This is a genomic window from Lysinibacillus sp. NPDC093712 (genome assembly GCF_050280025.1).
In the GTDB taxonomy this organism is placed as follows: Bacteria; Bacillota; Bacilli; order Bacillales_A; family Planococcaceae; genus Lysinibacillus.
In genome coordinates, this window is sequence record NZ_JBNNUU010000005.1 from 160,406 (window position 1) to 183,680 (window position 23,275).

Below are 23,275 nucleotides of genomic sequence, written 5' to 3' on the forward strand. Positions count from 1 at the left end.
AAAACTCGCCACAGTACACGGCGAGTTTGTTTATTATTTATTTAATTTTTTATAATGAAGCATAGCGAGTTGACCCAACTTTTCAACTTTTATTAAACTATATTTTTGGGTAATATCATCTCCGTTATAAAGCGAGATTCCCTTCCCTAAAATAATAGGGGCAATGGCTAGTTGGAATTCATCAATTAGATTTTCTTTAAAAAATTCACGTGCTAATTTTCCCCCACCAATTAACCATATATCTTTACCGGGCTGTTGTGTTAGATTGTTAATGAAAGCTTCGACATCTTCATTAATAAATGAAGCATATTCATCTGAACCGCTGACAGATTTAGTAAACACATAGTTTTTATAATCATTATAAGGATAGTCCATGTCAAATCCGCGAATGGTGTCATATGTTCCCTTACCCATCACAACAGTATCAATTCTATTTAGAAGAGAATTGTAACCCGAATCGCCTTCTACTTCCGTAGACTCCAACCACTCTAATGTACCATCATCATTTGCAATATAACCATCAATAGAAGTACCTATATACAAAATAACGTTACGTCTTTTTCCCATATAAATCCCCATTCCTGTTTCACAAGATAACATTAAGTATATCAGTAACTGTTATCTAAAATTAATATGTTCGTACCAATGGTGGTGTATGGTTTGCAATAAATTGTTCGATTTCGATAAATGAGTTAGAAAATAACATTGCCTTTTTATCTGCTTCGGTTAAAAAACCATGTGTTACCATATCATCATAAAATTCTTTTAATTTATCATAATAGCCACCTACATTGAATAAAATACATGGATTTTGGTGTTGTCCAATTCTTGCCCAAGAAATTACCTCTGAAATTTCTTCTAATGTTCCAGGTCCCCCAGGCAGTGCAATATAGCAGTTCCCTAATTCAATCATCTTATTTTTTCGTTCAGACATGGACTGCACAACTTCTAAACGAGTTAAATTAGGATGACTTAGCTCTCGTTCTACTAAAAATGTCGGAATAATGCCAATTACTTCACCGTTATGTAATAAAACTTCATCTGCAATGACACCCATTAGACCAGCTTTTCCTCCGCCATATACTAACGTATGACCATTTTCGGCAATCCATTTACCAAGTGCTTTCGCTGCTTCTTCGTATAAATCATTGTTACCTAGACTTGCACCGCAATAAACTGAAATATTCAAATTCAATTCCTCCTTTATGCTATCATTATAGAAGTATAAGGAGTGATTTTCATTGAATATTTTTGAATACCAAAAGTGGATAACGGAATTTTACAAAGAACGAGGATGGTATGAATTAAACCCCTTTATTCGTGTCAATTTTTTAACGGAAGAGGTTGGTGAAGTTTCAAAAGCCATTCGAACAATTGAAATCGGGCGTGATCGTCCAGATGAAAAAACCCTACCAAAAGAACAACAAATTGAGAATTTAAAAGAAGAACTTGGCGATGTTCTTGATAATTTATTTATTTTAGCTGATAAGTATGAAATTGATTTAACTGAAATTATGATAAGCCATAAAGATAAACTAATAAAACGATATCAATAATATTAAAAGTCCTAAACATAACATCCCCCTAATTCGTTGTCATATCAACGTCTTAGGGTTTTTTTCTCATAATCCGCAGTTATTCCGTAACAAGTTACACGGGACCCAATAAGCCCCCTATTGTATGCACTTTTTGCACATTATTCAAAAGCAGCTAAAATCTCATACTATCTCTATTCGTAAATTTTTATATTAAAATCTAAATTATGAAGTATATTCCAAAAATTTTATTTATGTTATATACTATACGCTAGAATAATAAAGGGAGTTTACAAATTTGGCAAATACTTTTAATTTCGTATTGCGAGTTTTTTTCTTTTGCCATCAAAGACCAGACCGTTCATTCCATTATAAAGGAAAGAAATTCCCTCTATGTGCAAGATGCACTGGTATGGCAGTAGGTTATCTTTTATCCATCCTATTAGTCATACTTTTAGGTATATTTGATTTATGGATTATAGCTTTATTAATTTTACCAATGGCTATAGACGGTACAGGTCAATTATTTGGTAAATGGACAAGTAATAATAATAGACGGTTCCTTACTGGATTAACTGGTGGAATCGGTATTATTTATATTTTCTACATCATTGGTTACCAATTTTTTTTATTTGGTCAATATGTTGGAAGAAATCTATAACAAAATATTGGAGGTACTATTATGTATTGTAAAAACTGTGGCGAACATATACCTGAACATGCAGAGATTTGTATCCACTGTGGTGTCCGCGTAAAAAATGCAGGGGGTGAAGACAAACCAAACTGGGGCATTAACATAATTACACTTTGCTGTGTGCCACTTGTTGGATTAATTATGTTCTTTGTTTGGAAAAACGAAAAGCCAGTTGCGGCTAAATCAGCTTTAATGTTCTTCTTTATTAACATAGGAATTATTGTATTATTCTATATTGCAATGTTCATTATTGGATTATCAAGTTACTAAAACGAAGGATTACATATGTAGTGTGTATTGAATAGAACATATTTCTGATTTAGCAAAAATTCGCCCTGAATGTGGCGTACGTCCTTACGTCATAAATCTTCTGTCACATGTGGTTCTAGTATAAATAGTAATCCAGCAATAATTTAACTACAGACGCTTTTACTAATTGCTAAGAGCAAACAGCGCGGTGAACAAGATGATAAAAGGGATTTTTCTTAGTATGTAGGGGGTTTTAATATGTATTGTCCTAATTGTGGTTCTACCATTAACGAGAATGCCGAAATTTGTATACATTGTGGTGTCAACGTATTAAAATTTAACAACCAAATAACTGTAGCTAAAAATGATAAACCAAATATTTGGGTTAATGTACTCAGCTTATGCTGTTTCCCTCTGCTTGGCATTATTATCTATTTTGTATGGAAAGACACTCAACCAAAAGCTGCAAAGTCTGCTTTAATATTTGCTTTGTTTGGTTTAGCTATCTCAATTATTTTCGCAATTATTTCATTTGTAATAGGGTTTGCAATAGAAATGATGGATGATAGCTATTATTACTAATCAATATGACTACAGTGTTTTGGTCTCCATTCACTCCATCATAAACAATAAAGAAGGGTAGACATTTAGAAAAGTCCCCCTTCTTTTTATCGTATTGCTATAAATAAAAGCAACAAGCTTAAAAAATATATGTATGAGCCTATCGTTTTTTTATTTTAATAATTTGTTTATAAAGATCAATTAAGATTTTATTAAATGACCATCTTTATCAGTAAATTTACCAACAATAATCATAACTAAATCAACTATTGTCCAAATTCCGAACCCACCTAATGTGAAAAACATTAAAATACCTGTACCGATTTTACCAACATAAAAACGGTGAATTCCTAGACCTCCTAAAAAGAAACAAAGTAATAATGTTGCTACGAAATTTTTGTCTGACATGTAAATACCTCCTATAAATTTATAAATACTTTATTAGACCACTCAATCATTATATATTACAAATAAAGTATTTTACAACATTTATTTCCTTTTATATAATGCTATATTATTGATGTTTTACAGCCTTTAAAACGGATATTCGATTAAAGATAAATTATCAAAACCACCTAAATCCTATTGTCCCTTTTTAGAAATAAAGAAAGAAGCATCAAGGACATTTAGTTTCCTTAATACTTCTTTAATAATATAGACTTTGTGTTTCTATTAATTAATACCTCATAATCGCTCTCATTATAGAACGACGTTACCAAAGAATAAGTACCCCTTCGAAACATATATTTTTTTAAGAAGTGAATTTATAGGGGGTATTATCATGGTTATCACACCGGGTATTGAGGATTTACCTTACGTACTTCAAAAAAATGGGGTAAAGTTTTTTACTTTAGTTGCTGAGGAAATAACGTGGGAATTGGTAGATGGTATCTTTATCAAAGCATGGGGATACAACGGCTCTACACCAGGACCGACAATTCGAGTTTTTCCTGGAGATAGAGTATGTATTAGGGTCATTAATCAATTACCTGTCCATACAAGCGTACATTGGCATGGATTAATCGTACCCAATTCTATGGATGGTGTTCCCCCAATTGAGCCCTCGCCATTTATAGAGCCTGGATATTATTTTGATTATCATTTTACAATAGTCAATCCCCCAGGCACGTATATGTATCATTCCCATGTTGATGTTTCTATACAAGACAATGCGGGGTTATTAGGTGGCTTTATTGTTGAAAATCCATCAGAGGAGAACATACCAAACCATAAAGATTATCTATGTTTACTTCAAGAATGGGCAATAAATGCTTTACCATGGGGCGATCTAACAAAAGGTACGTATGATTTATCATTTATTAAACCTGATTTTAATTTTTTTACAATCAACGGCCGTTGCTACCCGTTAACTAAACCTTTACTAGTAAAATATGGAGATACGGTTAAAGTACGCTTTGGTAATATTCAAATGAACCACCACCCCATCCATTTACATGGACATCAGTTTAAAGTAGTTGGTGCTGATGGTTTTCCAATTGTCCCTCATACACAAATTTATAAAAACACTATACTCGTCGCATCTGGTGAAACTTGGGATATTAGCTTCCAAGCCAATAACCCAGGTATTTGGCCAATGCACTGCCACATGCCTCATCACGTTACAAACAACGGTGTAGTTGGCTTAGGCGGTATGTTTACTACAGTTAAATATGAAGAAATGAATAATTCACCTTCTTTTTAGTGTGAAATTCATGGAAAATAAGTATTTTTATAAAAATCAATTGTTTGGACATTGTGTTTCCACTATATAAGATAGCTGGCGTTATTTTCAAATAAACGCCAGCTATTTTTATTTTCCACTGATGTATCTACAACTACTGTCTTGATAAGGTGCATTGAAAAAATTAATGACTTATAGTATGTCATTTCACACTCGAAAGTCCTACTTTTTCATTAAATTACCAGGAAGATAGATTTAATTCGCAATTAATAAACTAATACTAATTATCAATATTTTAATATTCAGATATTCGAATTACTCCCTTTATGATAAATTGGAAATATCACACTAAACTGAAAAGTGTGACAATTAAAGCTGAAGGGGGAAATGTGATTTGAAAAAGTTTAAGTTTACGAAGTTCCTAAGTAGTATTCTTGCTTTCGTTATGGTGCTTTCTCTATTGGTTCCATTATCGAGTGCTCGTGCTGAAGAGTCGAAACCATTCAAGCAAAATAGCCAAAGTGAAAGTATTATTCAACTAAAGGCGGCTATCGCTGAACAGCAAAGCTTGTCTAAAGATGGTCCAACTCTTCACGAAAGCTTACAAAATGTATCAGGCAATCAAGATGTTGCGGTCATTATTCATTTATCAGAATTGCCTGTAGCACTAGAGCAAGGAATGAGCCAAGTCAAAGGCCTAAGATTCTCAAATACTCAGGCAAATGAAGTTCGTTCAACTGTAAAAGCACAACAAACAAAAGTAAAAAAAGAGTTAGCTATTAAAAAAGTACAGATGACTCAAGGATACACTTTTGATACTGTTTTAAACGGTTTTGCGGCAACTGTGAAAGCAAATGATCTTCCGAAACTGCTTACAGTAGAAGGAATTACATTAATCGAACCTGATGCAATTGTTTATGCATCCGAAGATAGTTCGATGAAATCATCGGAACTTACTAAGGAAGATCAATTAGAAGCACAAATGAATACAAGTAATTCTTTCCTTGGCATTGAACAGCTTTGGCAGGAAGGTTTAGAAGGACAAGGAATAAAAGTAGCAGTATTAGATACTGGTATTGATGCAGATCACCCTGAGTTTGCTGGTGTTTACAAAGGCGGTAAAAATTTCATTCCAAATTCATCAACTTACACGAAACCTCGTGCAGATGACGATGCATCGGAAACATTGCCTTCGGAGCGTCCAGCCGGGACACCTGAATTTAATGAAAAGGGAAGCTCGTTCTATACTTCCCACGGTACACATGTTGCAGGAACAATTGCGGCAATCGGTGCTAACGAATTCGGTATTAAGGGGATTGCTCCAAAAGTAGACCTTTATGCTTATCGTGTTCTTGGAGCATACGGAAGTGGCGCTACATCCGGTATTGTTAAAGCAATTGAAACTGCTGTAATAGAAAAAATGGACATTATCAACCTTTCACTTGGCGGTGGAGCTAACTCTGAAACGGATGCTGGTTCATTCGCTATCAATAATGCAATGATGGCTGGAACAATTGGCGTAATTGCAACAGGGAACTCTGGGCCAAATCGCGGAACAATGGGCACACCTGCAACCGCTCGCTTAGGAATTGCTGTTGGTAACACATCATATCCTGAAACAATGTATAACGGGGAAGTGAATGTTGCAGTTGGCGACTACAACTTAACAAAACAGCTTCCATTAATGGGGACGACTTTTGGAAATAATTTATCAACCCAACTTCAAGGACAGTTTGACTTAGTTGCTGTTCCTGGAAACGGGGAAATAAAGGATTTTGAAGGAATTAATGTAGAGGGTAAAGTGGCATTGATTGCTCGTGGCGGTATCGCATTCGTTGATAAAATTGCGAATGCAAAGACAAATGGAGCAATCGCAACAATTATTCATAACTTCGCTGGTGGAACGAATGCACCGAACATTTCAGGCACATTCCTTGGTGATTCATTTGAGTTTCTGCCGACATTTGATATGTCCCAAACAGATGGCGATGCAATTCGCGCTGCATTAGCAGGCGGAACTGGAAAAGTAAGCTTTAGTAAATTTGCTTCCACAAAGACACTGGGGGATGATGTAAACACTTCAAGTTCACGTGGACCATCTACACCAAACTTTGATATTAAACCAGATGTAAGTGCACCTGGAACAAACATTATGTCATCGATTCCAATGTATAAAAAAGATTTCCCTGATGCTGATTATGCGGAAGCATATGCTCGTAAAACAGGAACTTCTATGGCAACACCGCATATTGCGGGTATTGTTGCATTAGTTAAACAAGCAAATCCTGATTGGAACGCGTTCGATGTAAAAGTGGCAATTTCTAATACAGCACAAGTTTTAGATACAACAAAATACGATGTGTTTTCTCAGGGGGCAGGGCGTGTAAATGCTTATGCAGCAGCTCATCCTGAAATCCTTGCCTATGCACTTGATAGCGCAATTATAGATGGAACTGGTGCAGTTGCAGAAAACTTGAAAGGTACAGTCACATTCGGTCCACAATCACTTAAAGATCGGGATATCTCTGTAACAAAACAAGTTTTAGTAAAAGATATTAAAGGAAACGGCGGCAATTATAATGTATCTGTTGATGTGACAAAAACATTTGGTGATGCAACTGTTACAGTAGATCAACCGACATTTAATCTAGTTGGTGAGCAAGTTTTAAATATTACATTGACCGCTTCACAAGCTACAGCACCAAACGGCTCTGAAATACTAGGGTATATTTACATCAGTGATGGAGCTACAGAAATTTCTTTGCCATTCGCAGCTGACTTTAGCGGCGCGGCAGTAACTGAAATTAAAGATTATAAGATTACAGAAACAGACCTATCCTTTAATGGAGATGGCGTGAAAGACTCGGCTGTACTTTCATTCACATTAACTGGAGATGTAACAACTAACTATATCGAGCTTTGGGATATTATGAACCCTGAAGGTGGAGAATACGGAGACGGCTACATTGGTTATCTGCATGCAGGGACTGCGCTAGGAAAAGGCTCCTATACTCTGAACGTTGGCGGGCAGTACAAACCATGGGGATCAGCACCTGCAACAACGATTCCTGACGGTCTGTATACAATTGACTTCACTGGTCTCGCAGCATCAGGGGTAGTTTCCGATTATGTTGGACCAATTATCGTGAAAACGACTAAACCCGAAATTACTGGTTCAGTAGCTGAAGGTGTCGCTACAGGACAGGTAACAGATAAGTATATCGACTACAATGAAGAGTTATATTTATACGGTTTAAATTATAATTTAAATGATAAATTAAAAGCTTCCTATATTTCGACGATAAATGGCGAAGTACAAGCGCCAGTTGCTTTTGAATTAAATCAAGACGGTAGCTTTACATTCCCAGTAACAGCTGAAACGAATGCTGTGTCAGTAAAAATTACTGATGCTGCTGGCAATATTGGTGAAGAAAAGATATATGAAAAAGCAGTTGTAGAACCAGTAGTAACACTTTCGGTAAATCCAACTGAGTTAAACCTAGCAGCTGGAGAATCTGCACAACTTACGGTAACCGAAACGGCAACACCTGCAGAAGGTGATGCTACAGAGGAAGACGTAACTTCAAAAGCTACTTATGTTGTTGGAGATGAAAATGTTGCAACAATCGTAAATGGATTAGTAACGGCTGTAGGTGCAGGCACGACTACTATTACTATTTCATATGGTGATAATAAGGTTACTATAAATATTACAGTTAAAGCACCTGTTATAGAAGAACCAATAGTAACACTAGAAATCGACCAAGCTCAAGTTGAAACTGGAATAGGTAAAGAAGTTACAGTTAAGATTACTGAAGTAACAACGTTTGATGGTAAAACAACAGAAAAAGATGTTACAAGACTTGCAACCTACGAAGTAGCAAATGATAAAATAGCTACTGTAAAAGCAGGGGTTGTAAAAGGAAAAGGTCAAGGTAATACGACAATTACGGTAACGTATGGTGAGCACACACTAACATTTGACGTGGTGGTTGTAAAGCCTGGTAATGGCAATGGCAACGGTAATGGCAATGGTAACGGCAATGGCAATGGCAATGGCAATGGCAATGGCAATGGCAATGGTAATGGTAACGGCAATGGTAATGGTAACGGCAATGGTAACGGCAATGGTAATGGTAATGGTAATGGTAACGGCAATGGTAACGGCAATGGTAATGGTAACGGCAATGGTAATGGTAACGGCAATGGTAATGGTAACGGCAATGGTAACGGCAATGGTAACGGCAATGGTAACGGCAATGGTAACGGCAATGGTAATGGTAACGGCAATGGTAACGGTAATGGTAACGGTAATGGTAACGGTAATGGTAACGGTAATGGTAACGGTAATGGTAACGGTAATGGTAACGGTAATGGTAACGGTAATGGTAATGGTAATGGTAACGGTAATGGTAACGGTAATGGCAATAAAAATAATAATGAAGTTACCGAGGTACAGTTATAATATTTTAGTTCAAGCAAAAAGAGAAATTGCACAGCGCAATTTCTCTTTTTACTATTTATTATAAAGTAATGACTTGCAATTAAGCTCTTACTATAACGCCAAAATGTATAATTCCTCGTTAATCTCACTAGACACGATATATACAAATAAAGGAACTCAAAACAGAAAATTTTTAAATTCTCCTGCTTATTTTTACATTAAATTTCCAAGGAGGTGGCATCGTTTAATATTAGAAATATTATTGCAATATAAATGCCATGTACGTAAACAAATTAACACCTCCTTGTTCTTTTTCTCAGAAAAAACTATGTTACGATTATTTTATATTGACAACCAAGAACGAACATGGAGGATACATGAATGCTTAAAAAAATTATAGCAATTGTACCAGTTGCAATGCTCTCTGCAACATTAGGTGCTAATGCTCAAGCTGCAACGATTACCGTACAAAAAGGTGATACCCTTTGGGATTTATCACGTGCAAATAATACATCTGTAGAAAATATCCAAAAGTTAAATCATATTAATACTAACCTTATTCACCCTGGGGATGTTCTAACCATTGCACAGCAAAAACAATATATGGTTAAGCAAGGTGATACATTATGGGACATAGCCCTAAATCATCAAGTAACCGTTTCGCAAATTAAAGAATGGAACCAATTACAAACTGATCTCATTCATCCCGGTTTAAATCTATCTATCTTTGTTGGTTTGGAAACTAACACGGCTGTAACTGAAAAACCAATAATGCCTGCAACTCATGAAGCAAAGGAAACGACAACTTCAGTAACCGCTCCATCAAGTAATTCGACTTCAACGGAGAATAAACCTGAATCGACTGTTCCATCAACAAGTAATGAAGCTACAGGGGAAAGTACGCCTAAAGCATCCGCTCCATCAACAAGTAATTCTACTTCATTGGAGAGTACACCTGAAGCAACTGCTCCATCAACAAGTAATTCTACTTCAGTGGAGAGTACACCTGAAGCAACTGCCCCATCAACAAGTAATTCTACTTCAGTGGAAACTACACCTGAAGCAAACGCTCCATCAACAAGTAATTCTACTTCAAAAGAAATTATAGTGGAAGCTTCGGCTTATACGGCTTCATGTGATGGATGTTCTGGTATTACCTCTACTGGAATTAACCTTAAAACAAACCCAAATGCAAAGGTCATCTCAGTTGACCCAACTGTTATTCCGCTTGGTAGTAAAGTTTATGTAGAAGGCTATGGTGAAGCAATCGCTGGAGATACTGGAGGAGCCATTAAAGGAAAACGAATCGATGTTTTCTTTCCTTCTCAACAGGATGCAATCGATTTTGGCGTAAAACAACTAAAGGTAACAATATTAAATTAACAATCCCCATCCTATATTTAGGATTTAATATATATGAACAATAAGGGACTTGAATCCTTATTTTAAGCAAAAAAGAACCAGAATAGGTTCTTTTTTTGCTTATTTCCCCAGCCCATCTAAAGAGGTCCTGCCTTACATATAGGCAGGACCTCTTAGTTTTATTTAAGCATTGTCGCAGTTAAAAATTCCCGAGTTCTCTCCTCTTTCGGATAGTTGAAAAATTGATCAGGTGTGCCGCGTTCAATAATGGTTCCATCGTGCATATACACAATCCAATCAGCTACTTCTCTGGCGAATCCCATTTCATGGGTTACAACAACCATTGTCATTCCTTCTTCAGCCAAGTCTTTCATGGTTGTTAATACCTCTCCCACAAGCTCGGGATCGAGTGCCGATGTTGGCTCATCAAAAAGCATAATGTCTGGTTCCATCGCAAGTGCTCTAGCAATCGCTACCCGTTGCTTTTGTCCCCCAGATAGTTTACTAGGATAGACATCCGCCTTATCTTCTAAACCTACTTTTTTCAGTAATTCTTCTGCTTTGTTAATGGCCTTTTTTTTGTCTACACCCTTTACCATGATAGGCGCTTCAATAATATTTTCCAAAACCGTTTTGTGTGGGAATAAGTTGAAATTTTGAAACACCATACCTACCTTTTCTCTAATCTTATTAAGGTCATCTGTCCGTGGATTGACTTCATTTCCCTCAATTATAATATTGCCGTTATCCTTTCTTTCTAAAAAGTTCAAACAGCGCAGGAGGGTACTTTTCCCTGACCCACTCGATCCTATTAGACAAACAACATCGCTCTCGTAAACTGTCATGTCAATATTTTTTAATACATGTAAATCTCCAAACGATTTATTCAATTGATTTATTTTAATCATTTCCTTAGTGTCCAATCTTTTCAGCTCCTATCTGTCGCTTATTGCTAATTTCAGTTCAGTTCGGTTCACTACAAATGTCATCAACGCTACCAGCAATAAATAGTAGACTGCTACGATGAGTAAATAGGTCATTTCGTCAAAATTATTCGATCCAAGCGTTGTCGCCACATTAAACAGCTCATTCATGGAGATAAATGCTGCCAATGAAGAATCTTTTAAACTGATGATAAATTGATTGCCTAAAGGCGGCAACGCTCGACGGAATGCCTGTGGAAGAATAATTCTTCTTAATGTCAGTGTCTTTGTCATTCCCAAAGAGCGTCCTGCCTCAACCTGACCTTTATCGACTGACTGAATTGCTCCTCGAAGGATTTCAGAAATATAAGCTCCATTATGTAACGCTAGAGCAAGTGAGGCAGCCCAAAAATCAGGAATAAGGAAAATCCCGCTAATTCCGAAATAGAGGATAAATATTTGAACGATCAGCGGTGTTCCGCGGACCAAATAGACATATATATCTGAAATAAGTTTTAAAATTTTGATATTAGAAATTTTTAATAAGGCAAAGACAAGTCCGATGACGATTCCTAGTAAGATAGAAACCACCGTCAGCTCTAATGTTAAGAGCATAGCTTTAAAAAATATACCTTTTGTTTCGATTAGTATGTTAAAAAAATGCGAAAAACTTGGCAAAGTACTACTTCCTTTCTTTCTATAGCATTGAATTATTCTGTTTTTTTGGTAATGTCCTCACCAAAATATTTGATACTGATCTGAGTCAGTGTCCCATTTTCCCGGAGTTGTTCCAAAGATTCATTTACTCGCTTCAATAGTTTTGGATTATCCTGGGGCAGCACAATCGCTTGTTCACTGCGATTAATTAATTGCTGTCCTTTAATCTTAAACCCTTCCTTTTCAGCAGTTTTTCCTGTAACAAAATCTGTAATGACCGCATCATGACGTCCAGTACTCAACGCCTTTAAAGCTGTAATATCGCTGTCATATGTTTTTATATTGTCTGTATACTCGGAAGCTGTATCGGCATATGTCGATCCTTTTGCAACAGCTACTTCCTTTCCCTTTAAATCTTCGACAGTCTTAATTTTACTATCCGGTCTGGTGAAAATTTTCGGTCCAGAATAATAATACGGGGTAGAGAAAGAAACATGTTTACTTCGCTGCGGGTTAATCGTGTGGCTTGCAACCGCTGCATCCGCTCGGCCTGTTTTTACCCCTTCTACAATCCCTTTGAACTTGATTCGTTTCTGAACCGGCTCAAGGCCCATTTCCTTTGCAATCGCTTCCCCAACCTCAATATCAAAGCCCGACATTGTGAGATCGTCATTCATATAACTAAATGGCTTAAATTCACCAGAAGTAGCAAAAACAAATTGGTTTTTATTTATCAGTTCAGAACCATCCTCAAGCTTCTTCTTCTCTGTACAACCAGACAAAAAGCAGACTACGATTATACTAAAGACCAATATTAACTTTTTATTCAACAACATGTTGGCTATGACTCCTTTTCCCTTTCGATTATTCCTACAATGCCTGTTACTATGTAACTTGCTTATGATAGTTAATACCCTGTCCACTCCCGACAAAACAAAAAAATGCCAGGCACTATTAATAGTACCTGGCACATTTTTAAAAACATTTACATTATATATATTTTTCAAGTCTTCTCTTTTCTCTATAATTGCTGCTTTTTGGATGTGTAAAACTTAGAAAAACGCACCTATTTATGATACGGTTCACCCTTCATAATCCTGAAGCTTCGGTAAATTTGTTCAATCAATACGAGCTTCATCAACTGGTGTGGCAATGTCATCTTGCCAAATGATTGTTTTTCGTCAGCACGTTTGAGGACATCGTCGTGCAGGCCGAGGGAACCGCCTATAACAAAGGCAATTTTACTTTTCCCATAGGTCATTAAAGACTCGATATCTAATGCCATTTCTTCAGAAGATTTCATTTTGCCGTTAATGGCAAGGGCGATAACGTATGTATCTGGGCTAAGTTTGGAAAGGATGCGTTCGCCTTCTTTCTTCTTCACAATTTCCATTTCTGCATCACTTAGCTGCTCTGGTGCTTTTTCATCAGGTACTTCAATTACGTCCATTTTTGCGTAGCCACCTAAGCGTTTTACGTATTCGTCGATCCCCATTTTTAAGTACTTTTCTTTTAGTTTTCCGACTGATACAATTGTTATATTCACACGTTATCCACCTTTACATTTCATTTACAAACAAATTATCCACAAAAGTTATCAACATATCCACAAGCGTTTTCTATATATTGTGTAAAGTTATTTACTTGATACAATATATTCTGCTCGCTGTTCACAGTAACTACATTTTGTGGATAACTTTTTCGCCTCTTCTACTTTATCCATTATTGGGAATACTTTTTGCTCCGCGACGAACATGTCTAAAGCGTGATCTATATGCTTTTCACAGCTGTATTTTTCCATTTTATAGTCTCTCCTTATTTTCCGAAATTTCCACAAACTTATTCACAATTCGGTCTATGTTATCCACAACCTATTGTAACAAAGGAATCGCGAGTAGGGAAGGAAGGCTTTGTGCCGCTACTTGCTGTGTAAAGTTGTTATTCACAAATTTCTAGTTATCCACACCTGTATTTAAGTTATTTCCTAACCATATCTTATCGTTAGGGAACTTTTTATCCTGATTTATTTAAAAAAATCGGTAGTAGATTATACATCTACTACCGATACTGTCATTACAATGAATCGCTATTTGTTAATGTTAATGTTACTTCAACTAATTTACCTTGGCGATAAACTTTCATTGTTAATTGATCTCCGATTTTTTTGTCGTTATACAAGTGTTTACGTAAATCAATTGATGTTTCGATTTTTTCTCCATCCATTTCAACAATAATATCGTATTGTTGCACGCCCGCTTTTGAAGCTGGTGAGTTGCCCATAACATCTGTAATGACAACGCCTGTTGTGATGTCTTTAGGCAGTTTTAATGTTTGCTGTTGATAGAATGCTGGTACGTCTGTTAAATCAACTAATGTAATACCCATTGTTGGACGTTTCATTTCTCCGTTGCGTTCTAGTTCCTCAATAATTGGTATTGCTGAGTTAATTGGAATCGAGAAGCCTAAACCTTCAACAGATGATTCAGCAATTTTCATGGAGTTAATGCCTACTAATTCACCAGCTAGGTTCACTAGTGCACCACCACTATTACCAGGGTTAATAGCTGCATCTGTTTGTAATACTTCTTGTTGCCAATCTGCTACTTTGTCGCCATTTAAATCAACTGGTACAGAACGATCTTTACCTGAAACAACCCCTGTTGTAACAGAGCCATAAAATTCTAATCCTAGTGGATTGCCGATAGCAATGACTGTTTCGCCTTGTTTTAGTACATCTGAGTTACCAAATGTCGCAACTGTTTTAACATTTTTCGAACTGATTGAAATAACTGCTAAGTCTGTCCATACATCGCTACCGACTAATTGTGCCTCTTCTTTTGAGCCATCTTGCATTGTTACTTCTAATTGTTTTGCCCCTTCAATTACGTGGTTATTTGTTACGATAAAGGCTTTATCGCCCTCTATCTTATAAATAACACCTGAGCCACTTCCTGTTTCTGTATCTTGTGTCGTTTGCTGATTCCAAAAACCGCCGCTTGCGACTTCTTGAATATTGGTAATCCCTACGACAGCACCTGATGCTTTATCAACCGCACTTATAACGTCGGTCTTTACTTCTGTAGCTACTTGGTTGATGGTTGTATCATTTTTGCCAGTACTACTTGTTGTTGTCCCCGGCATTTGATTGACAAGTCCAGGAAGCATTAGCCAAACGAGTAAAGCACCGATGATTACACCAACTAAGCCACTAAAGAAATAGCCCCCTTTACCGCCACCACTTCCGTTGCCTCCACCTTTCTTTTTCGAACGCTTCTCTTGCATTTCTTTTTCCTCACGTTCAAGTCTCTCTTGTAGAGGTGATTTCTGGATTTCATCATTATTTAGAAAATCACTGTTTTTATCATCTTCATTAAAATAACTCATGTTCCTCATCCTTTCGTGCGACTGCTCTATCTATTAATTCTTGCCTTTATCATACGATTCAAACATTAAAATTACATGAAAAATAAATAAAATGGGTATAAAAAATAGCTGTTCAATGCATTAATAATAAAATGCAATTGAACAGCTTATTTTTTTAACTATATAGACTCTATTTATTATGCAGATAAACAGGCAAGATCTCTCATAGCCTTTATGCCAAGTCGATAATCACTCTTGTCCTATTTTTAAACCGTTACTAGCTTTGTCGGCTCCTCAGCATCCGTATCTAATAAACGAACATACTCACCTGCAATAATCCCACAAGATTGCAACGTTTGTGAAACGCTCATGCGCGCAAGCTCTTTCATATTATTATCTTTACTTAAATGTGATAAGTAAATATTAGTTGGCTTTTCAAACACAACCTCGCTCATCGCAATAGCTGCATCTTCATTTGATACATGTCCTACATCACTCAAAATACGACGCTTTATGGACCAAGGATAACGTCCCATTTGTAGCATATTGACATCATGATTACTTTCGAACACAAAGGAATCTGCACCGCGAATAATACCCTTCATACGGTCGCTAACATAGCCTGTATCGGTAATAATCACAAGTTTACGACCATTCTCATGAAATGTATAAAACATCGGATCTGCTGCATCGTGGGAAACGGCAAAGGATTCAATTGCTAGTGTGCCAAAATGCTTCACCGTCTCCATTTCAAACTCAAAACGTTGCTCTACAGGAATATCCCCTACGAGTCCATCCATTGCCTGCCACGTTTTTGCATTTGCATATATCGGTACATTATATTTACGTGCTAATACGCCAATTCCTTTAATATGATCACTATGTTCGTGAGTAACTAAAATGCCACTTAGCTGTTTCATATTGCGGTCAATTTTTGCAAAGAGCTGCTCCATCTTTTTTCCACTAAAGCCAGCATCGACAATAAATGCATGATTATCGTTCTCTACATAAATCGAATTGCCTGTACTGCCACTTGCTAAAACACTAAATCGCATGATCAAACTCCCCAGTCTTCTTCTTCAACCTCTTGCTTTTCCTCTTGTATTTCAATAATCTTACCTTCCACAGCATCGACAAAATACTCTTCAATTTCACCGTCTGATAATTTTACTCGTACTTCCCATGTTGGCAATAATACTTGTGTCTGCGTCAAATAAACAAGTGTTGAATAGCCCAGCTGCATATGCTCAATACGTGAATCTGGCTTTAAAAGCCCCTTTGCATATAACGCCTGAATAACCTGAATCGGCGGAAGCGCACTTTCTTGTTGCTCTACTTCCTCAATATTATCAAGCATCGTTTGCTCATAAATGGTTACTTCATTGTCCACATTCCACTGTATTTTTAACAGGCCACTCTTATTGTAATAGAGCATTCGATTATTTGTTTTTTGAAAGAAGATAGCTACACGTTCATCACGGTTGACCTTCCATAATCCGTAGGAACCACCTTCTTTAATATTTGCCTGCACAAACTCTGTGAAGCTTGCATCATCATTGACATTTCTCAATTTTACAGGACTTAGTAAAATTACCCGCGCCTCTTTTGGATCGGTAATATTTGCTTGATGATTTGGATCGGTAAAATCAGCAGCCGTAAAAGTATGGACTTTGCCTGAAATATACGTAGCTGATTCAACGCTATTCGGAAGTACACCATACGTTATATTATCCTCTTTTAAACGAGCATCAATCGTTTTCTCACCTGCTACCTCAACACTTTGCGCCTCATTGTAACGGTTCACATACAATGAGTATAGGAAAATATTTAATATTAAAAAGACGACAATAAAAATGGATTTTGTTCTATTCCAATCCATTTTTTACACCCCCTAGCATTTCAGGTGTCAGTAAAATCCATGAACCATTACGGATAATAAACCAGCTCGGTTCTAAAGTAAATAATTTTAGATTTTCATCTTGTGTTAAATAATACCCAACGGCAATTTCATCGATATCTGATAATACAATATTGTTTAGCTTATGGATTTTTTCAACTATTTCCGCCCCAGATGGCAATTCTTTAATCTCTTTTTCCGAAATGTCTAAAGAAAAATAAGGACGTTTATAACGGAAAATGCGGTTATCTCCCCATACCGTTGAAATACGAGTTGTTGCTTGATCACTATAGACAGGGAACCCTTGTAAATAAAGCTGATAATCTATTTGATTTTTACTCGGATTGCTTGATACATATCGGTAATCCGCTGTGAAGCCACCATGCTCATTGATAAACTCAAAACTATCCTTGAAGAGCTTTGATGGCTCTACTCGTTCACTACTTTCTGCGGCTGGATATACATAAATTAATGATTTAAATCTAGTATCGACCGTCATAAGAGACAATCCATCTGTATATTTTTCGAATGTCGCACTTTCAACATTACGCTGGACGACGTTTGGCTCTGAGAATAAAACATTTTTGAATAGTGCTGGTGATAGTTCATTCATATAATACGTATATTTTACAGATTCAATTTTATCGCTGGCAACGTAAAGTGAAGTATAGCCATCACGCTCTACTTCTTTATACGCACTGTGCAGTTTTGACGGTTCAATAATATCTTTGGCAAATTGATTGGCATTTGTAATACTTACATGTGAGCGTAATAATGATTTGTTAGAGCTACTCACGAAATACATCTGTACTTCTTTATTTGTGTAATTCGTCCAATCTATAATAATACGATTGAACGTTGTCTCTGGTAACTCTTTTTCATCAAAGTTAAAAATTGAGTTAAGCTCTGAGAAAGGAATTTCTCCAGCAAAGAATACAGTCATACGATTATTAGCACGTATCATCTCATTAATATAGGTTGGTGAAATATTATTATTTACTCGAACTAGGTCAAGAATGTTCCAGCCATCGAAGGCATTCATCATATCTTTCATTGCGCTATTTGATACTGTACCTGTAAATTTATCGTCACTGCTATAAATGGCTTTATACGGCTTAATAACATCTTCCACTTTCTTTTGTGTTCCAATTAAAATTTCTTTACCTTCTGTTTGCTCAATTACTTTGTAATCTGGGGTATATGTCCAAATAATGAAGGTTAGCACAACACTTAGCATGACGAGTAGAAATAAAACAATGGATTTTACCGGTTCTATATATTTCATCCCCACTCACCTGCCTCATCAAAATCATCTAATTCAAATGGTAGTGTAAAGAAGACTGTTGTACCATATCCCTCTTCACTCTTAGCCCAAATCTTCCCACCATGCGCTTCAATCATTTCCCGTGCAATGGCTAATCCAAGGCCTGTACCACCCATAGAACGTGCTCTCGCGCGATCAACTCGATAAAAACGATCAAAAATACGACCTACATTTTCTTTTGGAATACCCATTCCATCATCTGAAATCATTACCTTGAGCATATTTCCTTGTACAGTAAAACCAAAACGTACATTACCGCCATCTGGAGAATATTTAATGGCATTCGAAATAACATTATCAATTACTTGCGTCACCTTATCCGTATCAATCTCAACGTAATACGATGTCTCCGGAAGTAATCGTTTAAATGTTACATTTTCTGATTTAGACATTTCAAAGCGATCGATAATTCGATTAAAGAATGAATTAAATAACACAATATCCTTATTCAATTTATAATTACTACTATCCATTCGTGATAATTGAAGTAGGTCATTCACTAAACGAATCATACGCTCGGTCTCCGTTTGGGTAACGTTTAAAAATGTTGGTGCAATATTGTCATCTTTCCATGCACCATCCATTAATGCCTCCAAATAGCTATGCATCGTTGTTAATGGTGTACGAAGCTCATGTGATACATTCGATACAAATTCTCTACGCTCCATTTCAATCTTTTCTTGCTCCGTAATATCATGAAGGACCGTAATTAAACCATTAATAAACCCTGTTTCTTTTTGAATGACCGAAAAATTAGCACGTAAAATATACGGCGCCTCTGTTGTGCTAAAATCCAAGTTGATTGCATCATTCATATGGATTAAATCCTCGAAACTGTATTCCTGATCGATTCCCAAAACGGATGCGATGGGACGTCCTAACGTAATATCTCTTGAAATATGCAATAACTCTAACGCTGGATCATTAATAAGGATAATACGTCCTTTGCGATCAGTTGCAATTACGCCATCGGTCATATTACTAAGAACGGAATCGAGTTTACGCCGTTCCGCCTCTGTAGTCGATTGAGACTCTTGCAATCGATTGGTTAGATGGTTAAAGGTTGTGGCCAGCTGCCCAATCTCATCTGTTCCATAAACCCGTACTTTGCGTGAAAAGTTCCCTTTTGCCATTGCTTGTGCTTGTTTACGCATATCAGCAATAGGTTGCGTAATAGTACGTGCTACTAAAATGCCTAAGAAAATAGTGACCACTAACGATACAGCAGTACCACCTAGGAAAATACGGTTAATATCATTCATCTGTTCAAATACAGATTCAATATTTGCTTCAATATAAAGTACCCCGATAATTTCATCATCAGGGCCAGCCCCATCACGGATTGGCGTTGCTAACACCCATACTCGATTTCTTGTTTTATTATCGAGTTTTATAATATCAAATAATGTTTCTGCTGATATTGCTCGACGGACAAGGTCTGTATTTGAACGCTGTCCAATTAAACTTTGATTATCTTCTTCTGAAGTTGCAAGTATACGCTGTCTATTATCAATTACGCGAATTTCTAAAATATCACCTGTCGAGACATCCTTCAATCCTGTTGAAAATTCCTTTACGATGGATTTCAGACTTTCCTCAATTGAAGGCATACTTTCATCGCGTTCTTTCAAAATTTCTTCACGAATGCTATATTGCATCAAATCTACACGTTGAAAAATAGACTCTTGAAAATTACTTTTCAAATTTTCCTCTAATTGCTTTGCGAAATATATGCCTATAATTTGTAATGCTAACAAGATCAACAAAATATAAATTAGTACAAGCTTGACATGAATTGATTTAAAGAAGCTTACTTTCTGCATTTCCTTTACTCCTGTTCAGGATTTCGTAAATAATACCCTACGCCACGTCGAGTGACAATCCACGCTGGGTGACTTGGATTATCCTCTATTTTTTCACGAAGTCGACGAATCGTTACATCGACTGTACGTACGTCACCGAAATAATCGTAGCCCCATACTGTTTGTAAAAGATGCTCACGAGTCATCACTTGACCAATATGTTTACCTAAATAATGTAGCAATTCAAACTCACGATGTGTCAGCTCAATTGCTTCATCACGCTTCATCACCTGATAAGCGTCAGGCTGAATAACAAGAGATCCTACTACAATTTCATTTGATGCTTCTTCTTCTTCCTCAGCTGCAGGAGCCACTACTTGAAGGCGGCGCATATTAGCCTTTACACGTGCAATAAGTTCACGCGTACTAAATGGCTTCGTTACATAATCATCTGCGCCCATTTCTAAGCCTAACACCTTATCAATCTCTGAACCTTTAGCTGTTAGCATAATAATAGGGAAATCATATTTTTTTCGAATTTCTCTACAAACTTCCATACCATCTCTTTTTGGTAGCATTATATCTAATAGCATTAAATCTGGTTGCTCTTCCTCAACCTTTTCTAATGCTTCATCTCCATCATAAGCACAAATTACTTTGTAGCCCTCTTTAATTAAATTAAACTGTAAAATATCTGCGATTGGTTTCTCATCGTCAACAACTAAAATTGTTTTGCTCATACATTCTCTCCCTTTCGCTATTCATCTATTCTAAACAATGTGTATTTGTAAAGTTACTACTCTTAACTCTAACATGCTTTTAGCTTCCATGCATTATTCATGTCCAGTTTCCCTATTTCGACAATTATTTCTCGGGAAATAACTTAACTTTTATGCTTACTATACAAAAAGGCAGCCCACTATTTGGACTGCCATTTACAAAAGATCAATTACGCCTCAGCGTATTTGTATCCAGATTTGAGCTACTTAAAAAGCTCCTCATAAAAATCTGTGACATCCGCTAGGGCCTTTAACTTGATACAGCTTGGGGTTGAATCCCTTCTGAATTCAATGCATCTCTGGCATCCTCTACTTATAGAAGTAAAGGATGTTTGCAGAAGCAATTTAATTACTGACCTACATATGATAATGGATTGACAAGCTCTCCATTTTTCTCAACTTCAAAGTGTAAATGTGTACCTGTTGAATTTCCTGTAGAACCCATAATCCCAATAACCGAACCTTTTTCAACTACTTGTCCAACGCTAACTTTTATAGAAGATAAATGTCCATAAAGCGTCGTATAGCCATTTTTATGATTAATAACAATGCGATTACCATAGCTACCAGAAACACCAGCTGCTACAACTACACCATTATCTGAAGCTAGTATATTGTAGTTACTAGGACGAGCAATATCAATCCCACGATGGTTGGCACCCCAACGTTGCCCCATTCCACTTGAAATATAGCCCCCTACTGTTGGCCAAGAAAACTCTCCCGTTCCACGAGACGAGATAACTTTTGTTCCTACAACTTCAATTTGATCTACTGGCTGTTGTAGTACTTTTTCTTCTAAAGCTACTTTTGACGTTCTTGTTCCATTTTCAGCAGTGATTAAGTAAGAAGTTTCTTTTTTACCATTAACACCTTGCTGTTTTACAACTGTTTCACCTTTGTACATCGTAGGATCTTCTTCAGTTATTTTTTTAAATGGAATTGTATCTGTAATTTTCTTTTCTTGTTTTACTTCTATCGCTACAAATGGTTTTGCAACTGTAACATTTAATGCTTGTCCAATTTGTAATACTGTATCAACGGTAAGACCAGGATTTAATGCAATTAATTCAGCCGTTGTTAAGTCATGTTTTTTAGCAACTGCTCCTAATACATCACCTGATTGAATTTGATATTCCTCTTGCTTAAGGGAGCCTGTCATTAAATACTTGACTGCCTCTTCAGGTGATACAACAGCATCTGGAGCTACCTTTTGTGTTACCCCAGAAATGCCTTGTTTAAACGTAATATTTAAAAGGCGTGATTCACCAGACTGTAAAGCTGGTAAATTATTTATAGATTGCTGGTTAGCAAGCGAGTCTAACTCTTGTTGTGAAACATATTGTAGCTTTAACATACGAATTGTTTCTTCGTAGGCATCCGCATCTTTTAAATAGGCGATTGGCTTATTATCTACTAATAATGCAAAGGCAGGCGATTGAGCTACTAATGATTGCTCAAGCTTCGCTAAAGTTTCTGCGTCCTTTGTTTCATTACTAAATACTTGCTCTGGTATTATTTTCACCGCTAAGTTAGCATCAATTAATAAGTCTTTGTACTGATTACTTGCTTGTTGTTCTTTTGAAACAATAATTTCATGAACAGCTTTGTCATCAGATACAGCACCCATATATTCATTATCTACATAGACATGATAGATTTTATTTAATGCTTCTTTATGATTATTTTCTTTTGTAAAGCCCACGTTTATTGCGAAACTTGCCATTAAAACTGCAATAATTGATACTTTTTTAAAAGAAGAAAAATTGTAGGTGAATCGATTGCTTCCTTCTTTTTTATTCCAAGACGAACTCATTCAATAAAGCCCCTTCCAACTTTAACCTAACATAGGTTTAATTACCCACAAAGAATTTTGCACCACTATAATGTACCATAAAGAAAATGTTGTTTGAATAATTTATCCTTTTTGTAATGAAAATGTATTATTTCTCTACTAATTGTTACATAATTCCTATCATTTACAGCACTAATTCCAACTCCTCTTTT

At 36.4% G+C, this 23,275-nt stretch carries 22 protein-coding genes; 7 read left to right on the top strand and 15 right to left on the bottom strand.

Annotated elements, in window-relative coordinates:
- Nucleotides 1-33 precede the first annotated feature (33 nt).
- Both ACQKNX_RS18720 and ACQKNX_RS18725 read right to left on the bottom strand, forming a co-directional pair.
- Nucleotides 34-567 carry a dihydrofolate reductase family protein gene (locus tag ACQKNX_RS18720; protein WP_427430153.1) on the bottom strand — a complete coding sequence of 178 codons (534 nt, stop codon included), beginning with the start codon at nucleotides 565-567 and terminating at the stop codon, nucleotides 34-36.
- A gap of 61 nt (nucleotides 568-628) precedes the next feature.
- A complete protein-coding gene (locus ACQKNX_RS18725; protein WP_427430154.1) occupies nucleotides 629-1,189 on the bottom strand; it encodes a TIGR00730 family Rossman fold protein in 561 nt (186 codons plus the stop codon).
- A gap of 52 nt (nucleotides 1,190-1,241) precedes the next feature.
- Here ACQKNX_RS18725 and ACQKNX_RS18730 point away from each other — a divergent pair, with 52 nt between their 5' ends.
- The 4 genes from ACQKNX_RS18730 (at nucleotide 1,242) to ACQKNX_RS18745 (ending at nucleotide 3,060) form a co-directional block, all read left to right on the top strand.
- A complete protein-coding gene (locus ACQKNX_RS18730; protein WP_427430155.1) occupies nucleotides 1,242-1,556 on the top strand; it encodes a MazG nucleotide pyrophosphohydrolase domain-containing protein in 315 nt (104 codons plus the stop codon).
- A 277-nt stretch (nucleotides 1,557-1,833) separates the two neighbouring features.
- Nucleotides 1,834-2,196, top strand: coding sequence for a DUF2085 domain-containing protein (locus ACQKNX_RS18735; protein ID WP_427430156.1), 363 nt, complete (start codon nucleotides 1,834-1,836; stop codon nucleotides 2,194-2,196).
- Nucleotides 2,197-2,217: 21 nt separating this feature from the next.
- Nucleotides 2,218-2,499, top strand: a complete 282-nt coding sequence (locus tag ACQKNX_RS18740) for a zinc ribbon domain-containing protein (RefSeq protein WP_427430157.1) — start codon at nucleotides 2,218-2,220, stop codon at nucleotides 2,497-2,499.
- Nucleotides 2,500-2,736: 237 nt separating this feature from the next.
- Nucleotides 2,737-3,060 (top strand): zinc-ribbon domain-containing protein, encoded by a 324-nt coding sequence (locus ACQKNX_RS18745; protein WP_427430158.1) that lies wholly within the window; start codon nucleotides 2,737-2,739, stop codon nucleotides 3,058-3,060.
- Between the two features lie 180 nt (nucleotides 3,061-3,240).
- Here ACQKNX_RS18745 and ACQKNX_RS18750 read toward each other — a convergent pair whose 3' ends face one another.
- Nucleotides 3,241-3,447 (bottom strand): NINE protein, encoded by a 207-nt coding sequence (locus ACQKNX_RS18750; protein ID WP_427430159.1) that lies wholly within the window; start codon nucleotides 3,445-3,447, stop codon nucleotides 3,241-3,243.
- 373 nt (nucleotides 3,448-3,820) lie between these two features.
- Here ACQKNX_RS18750 and ACQKNX_RS18755 point away from each other — a divergent pair, with 373 nt between their 5' ends.
- The 3 genes from ACQKNX_RS18755 to ACQKNX_RS18765 all read left to right on the top strand — a co-directional run bounded on the left by ACQKNX_RS18755 (nucleotide 3,821) and on the right by ACQKNX_RS18765 (nucleotide 10,547).
- Nucleotides 3,821-4,741, top strand: a complete 921-nt coding sequence (locus tag ACQKNX_RS18755) for a multicopper oxidase family protein (protein ID WP_427430160.1) — start codon at nucleotides 3,821-3,823, stop codon at nucleotides 4,739-4,741.
- Between the two features lie 373 nt (nucleotides 4,742-5,114).
- Nucleotides 5,115-9,185 (top strand): S8 family serine peptidase, encoded by a 4,071-nt coding sequence (locus ACQKNX_RS18760; RefSeq protein WP_427430161.1) that lies wholly within the window; start codon nucleotides 5,115-5,117, stop codon nucleotides 9,183-9,185.
- 360 nt (nucleotides 9,186-9,545) lie between these two features.
- Nucleotides 9,546-10,547: a LysM peptidoglycan-binding domain-containing protein gene (locus tag ACQKNX_RS18765; RefSeq protein ID WP_427430162.1), complete on the top strand. Its 1,002-nt coding sequence runs from the start codon at nucleotides 9,546-9,548 to the stop codon at nucleotides 10,545-10,547.
- 158 nt (nucleotides 10,548-10,705) lie between these two features.
- On the opposite strand, the gene ACQKNX_RS18770 is transcribed toward ACQKNX_RS18765, so the two are convergent.
- The 12 genes from ACQKNX_RS18770 to ACQKNX_RS18825 all read right to left on the bottom strand — a co-directional run bounded on the left by ACQKNX_RS18770 (nucleotide 10,706) and on the right by ACQKNX_RS18825 (nucleotide 23,084).
- Nucleotides 10,706-11,434, bottom strand: coding sequence for an amino acid ABC transporter ATP-binding protein (locus tag ACQKNX_RS18770; protein WP_427430203.1), 729 nt, complete (start codon nucleotides 11,432-11,434; stop codon nucleotides 10,706-10,708).
- Nucleotides 11,435-11,461: 27 nt separating this feature from the next.
- Nucleotides 11,462-12,127 carry an amino acid ABC transporter permease gene (locus ACQKNX_RS18775; protein WP_427430163.1) on the bottom strand — a complete coding sequence of 222 codons (666 nt, stop codon included), beginning with the start codon at nucleotides 12,125-12,127 and terminating at the stop codon, nucleotides 11,462-11,464.
- Nucleotides 12,128-12,159: 32 nt separating this feature from the next.
- The gene (locus ACQKNX_RS18780; protein ID WP_427430164.1) at nucleotides 12,160-12,942 is read right to left on the bottom strand and encodes a transporter substrate-binding domain-containing protein; all 783 of its coding nucleotides are present in this window, start codon (nucleotides 12,940-12,942) and stop codon (nucleotides 12,160-12,162) included.
- A gap of 230 nt (nucleotides 12,943-13,172) precedes the next feature.
- On the bottom strand, nucleotides 13,173-13,652 hold the full coding sequence (gene rlmH, locus ACQKNX_RS18785) for a 23S rRNA (pseudouridine(1915)-N(3))-methyltransferase RlmH (protein ID WP_427430165.1): 480 nt from the start codon (nucleotides 13,650-13,652) through the stop codon (nucleotides 13,173-13,175).
- Between the two features lie 90 nt (nucleotides 13,653-13,742).
- The gene (locus tag ACQKNX_RS18790; RefSeq protein ID WP_427430166.1) at nucleotides 13,743-13,907 is read right to left on the bottom strand and encodes a CxxH/CxxC protein; all 165 of its coding nucleotides are present in this window, start codon (nucleotides 13,905-13,907) and stop codon (nucleotides 13,743-13,745) included.
- Nucleotides 13,908-14,179: 272 nt separating this feature from the next.
- Nucleotides 14,180-15,490, bottom strand: a complete 1,311-nt coding sequence (locus ACQKNX_RS18795; protein ID WP_427430167.1) for a S1C family serine protease — start codon at nucleotides 15,488-15,490, stop codon at nucleotides 14,180-14,182.
- Between the two features lie 245 nt (nucleotides 15,491-15,735).
- Nucleotides 15,736-16,524, bottom strand: coding sequence for an MBL fold metallo-hydrolase (locus ACQKNX_RS18800; RefSeq protein ID WP_427430168.1), 789 nt, complete (start codon nucleotides 16,522-16,524; stop codon nucleotides 15,736-15,738).
- 2 nt (nucleotides 16,525-16,526) lie between these two features.
- Nucleotides 16,527-17,348 carry a two-component system regulatory protein YycI gene (locus tag ACQKNX_RS18805; protein ID WP_427430169.1) on the bottom strand — a complete coding sequence of 274 codons (822 nt, stop codon included), beginning with the start codon at nucleotides 17,346-17,348 and terminating at the stop codon, nucleotides 16,527-16,529.
- Entirely contained in the window at nucleotides 17,335-18,651 is a 1,317-nt protein-coding gene (locus ACQKNX_RS18810) for a YycH family regulatory protein (RefSeq protein WP_427430170.1), read from the bottom strand. The genes ACQKNX_RS18805 and ACQKNX_RS18810 overlap by 14 nt, the downstream gene beginning before the upstream one ends.
- Nucleotides 18,648-20,513 carry a cell wall metabolism sensor histidine kinase WalK gene (gene walK, locus ACQKNX_RS18815; protein WP_427430171.1) on the bottom strand — a complete coding sequence of 622 codons (1,866 nt, stop codon included), beginning with the start codon at nucleotides 20,511-20,513 and terminating at the stop codon, nucleotides 18,648-18,650. The genes ACQKNX_RS18810 and walK overlap by 4 nt, the downstream gene beginning before the upstream one ends.
- Before the next feature lie 5 nt (nucleotides 20,514-20,518).
- On the bottom strand, nucleotides 20,519-21,232 hold the full coding sequence (yycF, locus tag ACQKNX_RS18820) for a response regulator YycF (protein ID WP_173479152.1): 714 nt from the start codon (nucleotides 21,230-21,232) through the stop codon (nucleotides 20,519-20,521).
- Nucleotides 21,233-21,620: 388 nt separating this feature from the next.
- Entirely contained in the window at nucleotides 21,621-23,084 is a 1,464-nt protein-coding gene (locus tag ACQKNX_RS18825) for a peptidoglycan DD-metalloendopeptidase family protein (protein ID WP_427430172.1), read from the bottom strand.
- Nucleotides 23,085-23,275 lie beyond the last annotated feature (191 nt).

Excerpts from the sequence above, each read along its gene's own strand:
- ACQKNX_RS18720 (WP_427430153.1), bottom strand. The coding sequence starts at position 567 with ATGGGAAAAAGACGTAACGTTATTTTGTATATAGGTACTTCTATTGAT.
- ACQKNX_RS18755 (WP_427430160.1), top strand. The coding sequence starts at position 3,821 with ATGGTTATCACACCGGGTATTGAGGATTTACCTTACGTACTTCAAAAA.
- walK (WP_427430171.1), bottom strand. The coding sequence starts at position 20,513 with ATGCAGAAAGTAAGCTTCTTTAAATCAATTCATGTCAAGCTTGTACTA.
- ACQKNX_RS18780 (WP_427430164.1), bottom strand. The coding sequence starts at position 12,942 with ATGTTGTTGAATAAAAAGTTAATATTGGTCTTTAGTATAATCGTAGTC.
- ACQKNX_RS18795 (WP_427430167.1), bottom strand. The coding sequence starts at position 15,490 with ATGAGTTATTTTAATGAAGATGATAAAAACAGTGATTTTCTAAATAAT.
- ACQKNX_RS18765 (WP_427430162.1), top strand. The coding sequence starts at position 9,546 with ATGCTTAAAAAAATTATAGCAATTGTACCAGTTGCAATGCTCTCTGCA.
- yycF (WP_173479152.1), bottom strand. The coding sequence starts at position 21,232 with ATGAGCAAAACAATTTTAGTTGTTGACGATGAGAAACCAATCGCAGAT.
- ACQKNX_RS18810 (WP_427430170.1), bottom strand. The coding sequence starts at position 18,651 with ATGAAATATATAGAACCGGTAAAATCCATTGTTTTATTTCTACTCGTC.
- ACQKNX_RS18770 (WP_427430203.1), bottom strand. The coding sequence starts at position 11,434 with ATGATTAAAATAAATCAATTGAATAAATCGTTTGGAGATTTACATGTA.
- ACQKNX_RS18825 (WP_427430172.1), bottom strand. The coding sequence starts at position 23,084 with ATGAGTTCGTCTTGGAATAAAAAAGAAGGAAGCAATCGATTCACCTAC.
- ACQKNX_RS18790 (WP_427430166.1), bottom strand. The coding sequence starts at position 13,907 with ATGGAAAAATACAGCTGTGAAAAGCATATAGATCACGCTTTAGACATG.
- ACQKNX_RS18805 (WP_427430169.1), bottom strand. The coding sequence starts at position 17,348 with ATGGATTGGAATAGAACAAAATCCATTTTTATTGTCGTCTTTTTAATA.
- ACQKNX_RS18745 (WP_427430158.1), top strand. The coding sequence starts at position 2,737 with ATGTATTGTCCTAATTGTGGTTCTACCATTAACGAGAATGCCGAAATT.
- ACQKNX_RS18740 (WP_427430157.1), top strand. The coding sequence starts at position 2,218 with ATGTATTGTAAAAACTGTGGCGAACATATACCTGAACATGCAGAGATT.
- ACQKNX_RS18750 (WP_427430159.1), bottom strand. The coding sequence starts at position 3,447 with ATGTCAGACAAAAATTTCGTAGCAACATTATTACTTTGTTTCTTTTTA.
- ACQKNX_RS18800 (WP_427430168.1), bottom strand. The coding sequence starts at position 16,524 with ATGCGATTTAGTGTTTTAGCAAGTGGCAGTACAGGCAATTCGATTTAT.